The organism is Halobacterium sp. CBA1126 (assembly GCF_009741975.1).
Taxonomy (GTDB): Archaea; Halobacteriota; Halobacteria; order Halobacteriales; family Halobacteriaceae; genus Halobacterium.
The window spans coordinates 1-5,937 of the sequence record NZ_WPCF01000132.1 but is presented as its reverse complement, the minus strand read 5'-3'; the positions used below and the strand labels follow the sequence as shown (position 1 = coordinate 5,937).

At 71.1% G+C, this 5,937-nt stretch carries 6 protein-coding genes and 1 pseudogene; 3 read left to right on the top strand and 4 right to left on the bottom strand.

Annotated features, from left to right (window positions below; all coding sequences use genetic code 11):
• The 3 genes and pseudogenes from GJ634_RS13675 to GJ634_RS13665 form a co-directional block, all read right to left on the bottom strand.
• Positions 1–217 (bottom strand): annotated as a pseudogene (locus tag GJ634_RS13675) (hypothetical protein); the annotation flags it as partial.
• A 266-nt stretch (positions 218–483) separates the two neighbouring features.
• Positions 484–1,110 (bottom strand): DsbA family protein, encoded by a 627-nt coding sequence (locus GJ634_RS13670; protein WP_157503431.1) that lies wholly within the window; start codon positions 1,108–1,110, stop codon positions 484–486.
• Positions 1,111–1,269: 159 nt separating this feature from the next.
• Entirely contained in the window at positions 1,270–2,307 is a 1,038-nt protein-coding gene (locus tag GJ634_RS13665; protein WP_157503430.1) for a PAS domain-containing sensor histidine kinase, read from the bottom strand.
• A gap of 364 nt (positions 2,308–2,671) precedes the next feature.
• Between GJ634_RS13665 and GJ634_RS13660 the strand changes: the two genes are divergently transcribed.
• Entirely contained in the window at positions 2,672–3,175 is a 504-nt protein-coding gene (locus GJ634_RS13660) for an adenylyltransferase/cytidyltransferase family protein (protein WP_197425533.1), read from the top strand.
• 38 nt (positions 3,176–3,213) lie between these two features.
• Positions 3,214–3,990, top strand: a complete 777-nt coding sequence (locus tag GJ634_RS13655) for an NAD+ synthase (protein ID WP_197425532.1) — start codon at positions 3,214–3,216, stop codon at positions 3,988–3,990.
• A gap of 1 nt (position 3,991) precedes the next feature.
• Here GJ634_RS13655 and GJ634_RS13650 read toward each other — a convergent pair whose 3' ends face one another.
• On the bottom strand, positions 3,992–5,143 hold the full coding sequence (locus GJ634_RS13650; RefSeq protein ID WP_157503427.1) for a methionine adenosyltransferase: 1,152 nt from the start codon (positions 5,141–5,143) through the stop codon (positions 3,992–3,994).
• A gap of 72 nt (positions 5,144–5,215) precedes the next feature.
• On the opposite strand from GJ634_RS13650, the gene GJ634_RS13645 reads away from it, so the two are divergent.
• Positions 5,216–5,854, top strand: coding sequence for a class I SAM-dependent methyltransferase (locus tag GJ634_RS13645; RefSeq protein ID WP_197425531.1), 639 nt, complete (start codon positions 5,216–5,218; stop codon positions 5,852–5,854).
• The last annotated feature ends 83 nt before the right edge of the window (positions 5,855–5,937 follow it).

Sequence of the window (5,937 nt, the reverse complement as noted above, 5' to 3'; positions counted from 1 at the left end):
ACCCAGTTATGAACGGTGGAGCGTGCGCGTTCGACACCGAATACCTCAAAGAATCGAGACAGTATTCGAAAGTGAGAGTCCAGCGAGATGCAGCTGAATACTGAGCTTCATCAGCAGCTTCGGTGTCGCTTCTCGTTCAACAAAATCTAAGTCGATCTGGTCTAAACAAACCGCTGAGGCGGGTCGTTTTCTGGTCATGGACACCTGAAAACCACACCGACCTCACCTTTCAATCCTTATTCTGAACACTGCCGTAGCGCCGCCGCTGTCGAGCGTAGCTCCCGGAGAAGTCCTTCGTATCTATCCCTTGTCGCCAGAAGCACTTAAACCGACGTCGGGGTAGACGCTCGCGACGACCTTGAAGCGGACGGCGCCGCGGCTACGAGGCGTAGCACGCTGAGAAGCTCTTCGTATCTACTCCTTGTCGCCAGAATCACTTAAAGAGAACCCGCGCCCGTTCGACTGACTGCTCCCGCCTCGCGCTCACGTCCCCTCGACGAGCCGGCGGAGCTGGGACGGCGGGACGGCGCCGCGCGCGCCGTAGCCGTCGTACGCGAACGTCGGCACGCCCGTGACGCCGTGCTCCTGGGCCTCGCGGAACTTCTGGCGGAGTTCGTCGTGGTACTGCTCGGTCTCCACGACCTCCCGAATCTCCTCGGGGTCGAGGCCGACGTCCTCGGCGAGGTCGGCGAGCACGTCCACGTCGCCGATGTCGCGTTGCTCCTCCCAGAGCGCCTCGAAGATGGCGACGTCGAACTCCAGCCACTGCTCGGGGTAGCGGTCGCTGACGTACAGCGACGCCGCCTGCGCGTCCAGCGAGTCGACGTCCCGCGAGAAGTCCATCTCCATGTCGTCGGCGCCGTACTCCTCGCGGAGGCGCTCGACGTTCTCGCGGGCCTGCTCGAAGTACTCCTCGTCCTTCCCGTCGTCGGCGTCGTGGTCGATTTCGCCGTCCGGCCCGCGCTTCTGCGCGCGCAGGTCGAAGGGGTGCCACTCGACGGCCAGTTCCTCGTCGCGCTCGTCCTGGTACTGGGACAGCGAGTGCCGCCCGAGGTAGCAGAACGGGCAGACGTAGTCCGAGTACACCGTGATCTCGTCGGCGTCGCTCATCGCGACTCGGTAGGGAGCGCACGCCGAAAAGACCCCTGCTGGCGGGGGTTCCCGCTGGCACTCCGCCGGACGAGCCGTCGGCTCAGCGGTCGACGGCTCGGAGAAGTCCTCCGTATCTACCCCTTGTCGCCAGAAGCACTTAAACGAGGACGGGCGCGGTCACGCCGCCAGCGGCAGCGTGACCGTGAACACCGTCCCCTTCGGGTCGTTGTCCGCGACGCTGACGGAGCCGTCGTACTGCTCGACCAGCGTCCGCACGAGGTACAGGCCCACGCCGGTCCCCTGGCTCCCGATGCCGGCCTCCCCCTGCTCGAAGATGGCCTCCTTCTGGTGGTCGGGGATGCCCGGGCCGTTGTCCGCCACGCGGACCGCCACGGCGTCCGCGGACACCTCGCAGCTGACCTCGACGACCGGTTCGGCCTCGTCGTTGTGCTGGACGGCGTTGTTCAGGAGGTTCCGGAAGACGGACTCCAGCATCTCGTTGCCCGTCACTTCCACGTCCGGAACCTCGCCGTCGACGACGAACTCGGCGTCCGGGTACGACTCTCGCCGCATCTCGACGGCGTGCTCGAGGACGTCCCGCAGCGAGACGGGGTGGGTGTCGAGGTCCTCCCCGCTGGTCACCGTCTTCGCGTAGTCGCGGGCGACCTCCGTGAGGTCGATGACGCGCTCGCCGGCGTCCAGAATCCGCTGGCGGTACGGCTCCCCCTCCTCGTCGACGTGGTCGGCGAGCAGCTCCGCCCACCCCACGACGACGTTGACGTCGTTCCGGATGTCGTGGCGGAGGACGCGGTTCAGCGCGTCGAGCTCCTCCTCCCGGCGCTTCTGCTCGGTGATGTCCGTCGAGATGCCCACCACCTTCTCGACGCCGCCGTCGTCGTCCGGCAGCAGAATCTGGCGGTTCTGCAGCCACCGCACCGACCCGTCCGGGCGGACGACCCGCCCCACGTAGGACTCCTCGGGGCTCGCGCGCTCCATGTTCTCCCGGACGCGCTCCCGGTCGTCGGGGTGGATGGTCTCCAGCAGCCGAGCGGGGTCGTCCTCGACCTCCTCGGCGGGAATCCCCCAGACGTCCTCGAAGCCGTCGCTGATGTAGTCGAAGCGCTCGGGCGAGGAGGCGACCCAGATGGCGACCCCGTCGAGGTGGTCGACGAGCTGCCGGAAGTCCTCGCGCTGGTCGAGTGCGTCGCTCTCCATGGGGTCGCTCACGAACGACGGGGGCATAAGTCCACCCGTGGCTCCGGGCTTTCGGGAACGGCGAGCCCACGGCTACGGGACGTAGCGCCCGGAGAAGTCCTCCGTATCTATCCCTTGTCGCTAGAAGCACTTAAAGCGACGTCGAGGGAAGGTGTTCGGCGCAACGCACTCCGTCCTCGGCCCGCACCGTCCACGTGCGCGGCTGGCGTCCCCTCGTCGCGTGTTGCGCCGCGACGGCCAGCCCGCAGTGGTCTGCCGCGACCGACGGCGAGTCTTCGATTCTCGAACGCCGGCCCCGGTGGCCGGCGCGTCTCCGACGCCGACAGCCCAAGCACCAAAGTCGCGCCCGCCGGAACTCCCCGGCGTGCCCGAGCGCGCCGCGTTCCCCGGTCGCTTCCAGCCGTTCCACGTCGGCCACTACCGGACGGTCCGCCGGCTCCGCCGCGAGTACGACCTCGTCGTCGCCCTCGGCAGCCCCCAGAAGGCCCGGACGCCGCGGAACCCCCTGACGGCGGCCGAGCGCGAGCGCGTCGTCCGCGAGTGCTTCCCGGCCCTCGACCTCGTGCGCGTCCGCGACGAGGACCGCGGCGAAGCCGGCTACCCCGACTGGGGCCGCCGGCTCGTCGCGCGCACGGACGCCGACGTCGTCGTCACGGGCAACGAGACGGTCGCAGACATCGTCCGCGAGCACACCGACGCGCGCGTCGAAGCCCAGCGCCTGCACGACCCCGACCGCTACTCCGGCACCGAAATCCGGCGGCGCATCCGCGCGGGCGAGCCGTGGCGCGACCTCGTGCCCGACTGCTGTGCCGAGCGCGTCGCGGCGTACGCGCCCGTCGTCGCCGCGGCCGGCGAGGACCCCGAGTAGCCACGTGCTTTTTGCCGGTGGCGGCCGCGCGTCAGCCCGTGCCCGACTTCGCGCTCGACCCCGCGACCGCCGCCGACGAGATCCGGTCGTTCCTCGCGAGCTACCTCGACGCCGCGCCCGCCGACGGCTACGTCGTCGGCGTCAGCGGCGGCCTCGACTCCGTGCTCGCCGCACACCTGCTCGCCGACGCCGTCGGCCCCGAGCACGTGACCGCCCTACTGCTGCCCGCGGGCCCGAGCGACCCCGAGAACGTCGCGGACGCCCGGGACGTCTGCGAGCGCCTCGGCGTCGACTACCGCGAGACCGACGTCCAACCCATCGTCGACGACGTCACGGCCGCCCGCGAGGACCTCTCGAAGACCGCCGTCGGAAACGTGCAGGCCCGCGTCCGGATGGTGATGCTGTACCAGGCCGCCAACGACGAGGGGCGGCTCGTCGTCGGTCCGAACAACCGCTCGGAGCTCCTGCTCGGCTACTTCACGAAGTACGGCGACGGCGCCGCCGACGTCGCGCCGCTCGCGGACGTCTACAAGACCGAGGCCTACGCGCTCGCCCGCGAGGTCGGCGTCAGCGAGCACGTCGTCGAGAAGACGCCGACCGCGGAGCTCTGGGAGGGCCAGACCGACCCCGGCGAACTCGGCGCGCCCTACGAGACCATCGACCCGATTCTGCACGCATACGTCGACGAGGACCGCACAGTCGACGAGACGGTCGAAGCGACCGGCGAGGACCGCGAGACCGTCGCGTCGTTCGCGGAGCGCTACGAGGCCTCGACGCACAAGCGCGAGCGCCCGCCGTCGCCGGACCTCCGGTAGCTCAGAACGTGTCCACGCGGCCCGCAATCAGGTCCTCGGTGAGGTCGCCGACGGCCGCCAGTTCTTCTTCGAGGACGGCTTCGACGGCGGCGGCGTCGCCGACGGTCGTCACCACGTCCGCGGCCTGCGGCTCCGAGACCGGCGCCCCGATCTGGGAGAGCAACTGGACGCCCGCGTGCTCGGCGCCGAGGTCGTCGGCGAGCCGCCGCGAGACCCGTAGCGCCAGCAGATTGTACAGTTTCCCGACGTGGGTCACGGGGTTCTTCCCCGCGGTCGCCTCCAGGCTCATCGCGCGGTGGGGCGTGATGAGGCCGTTCGCGCGGTTCCCGCGGCCGACCGCGCCGTCGTCGCCGGCCTCCGCGGAGAGTCCGGTCGTCGTGAGGTACACCGACTCCTCGTCGTCCGCGGCGTTCACGTCCACGGACACCGGGACGTCGAGGGCGTCCGTGGCGTGGTCCTCGGCCAGTTCCGCCACCCGAGCGAGCACCTCGCGGTACGCCGCGAGCCCGTCGACGTAGCGGTCCACGACCGCGGCCGCGACCGTCAGGTGGACGCGGTCGCCGCGCCGGACCGCCATCAGTTTCACGTCCTTCCCCACGGCGTCCAGTTCGGTGTGGAGCCGCGGCTCCAGCGTCCGCACGTACCGCTCGGTCCGGGTGCCGGGCGCGTGCCCCACGCCGAAGCTCGTGTCGTTCGCGAGCGGCTCGCCGCCGCGCTCGAACAGCGAGCGCAGGTCCCCCGACGTCCGACCGATGCGCGTCTCCACCGCCACGTCGGCGGTGTCTAATTCGGGGACGGTGTCGAGGAGGTACTCGCGGGCGGCCTCGGTGGCCAGCCGGTCGACGGGCACGGACTCGCCGTCCACGTCGGTCGTGGCGCGCCCGCCGACGAGCACGTACAGCGGGTCGACGACCTCGCCGCCGCCGAACGCCGGTTCCGCGCGGCCCGCGCCGAGGTGGACCTTGTCCGTGTTGTGGTGGCAGACGCGCCCGAACTCCCGGCGGTAGTACCGGGAGAGCCGCCGGGAGACCGCCTCCGCGACGCCGTCGCACAGCGAGTCCGGGTGGCCGACCCCCTTCCGCTCGACGAACTCCATCCGCCGCGCAGCCGCGGGGTCGCCCGCGCACTGCTCGACGGCGACGTGTTCGACCATACGCCCCGGTCGGGGCCGCCCGGGAAAAGCCTGCGGGGGAAGCGTTACGGCGGCGTCGGCCGAACTTCCGGTGTGCCCACCGACTCACGGCCGGCGCCGGCGACGCGGTGCCGGCCCGAGCAGCCGCTCGCGAGCGTCTACGACGCGGCGTACGCGGGCGTCCCGAACTGGGACGTCGGCCACCCACAGCGGCCGTTCGTCCGCCTCGTCGAAGCCGGCGTCCTCGACGGCCCTGTCCTCGACGTCGGCTGCGGGACCGGCGAACTCGCGCTGTTCCTCGCCGCCCGCGGCTTCGACGTGCTCGGCGTCGACCTCTCCCCGGTCGCCGTCCAGCAGGCCCGCCAGAAGGCCCGCTACCGCCGCGTCCCCGCGTCGTTCCTCGTCTGGGACGCCCTCGACCTGCCCGCGATCGCGGCCGCCGGCTTCTCCTTCCGCACGGTGCTGGACTCCGCGATGTTCCACGTGCTCGGCGACCGCGAGCGCGACCAGTTCGTCGCCGGCCTCGCGGACGTGCTCGCGCCCGGCGGCGTCTACTGCGTCCTCGGGGACGCCCGCCGCGACCCCCGGGACGTCTACGGCATCACGCCCGCGGAGCTCCGCGAGCGGTTCACCGCTACCGGCGACTGGGCGGTCGTCCTCTCCGAGGAGACCACCGTCCAGCGGCGCTGGGGCGCCACGCCCGCGTACTTCGTCTGCCTCCGGCGCCAGTGACACCCGGGCGCTTTTGCCCGGCGGCGGCCTACCGGCGGCCGTGACCCGCGCGCTCTCGAACCCCGCCGCCGACCGCGCCGCCG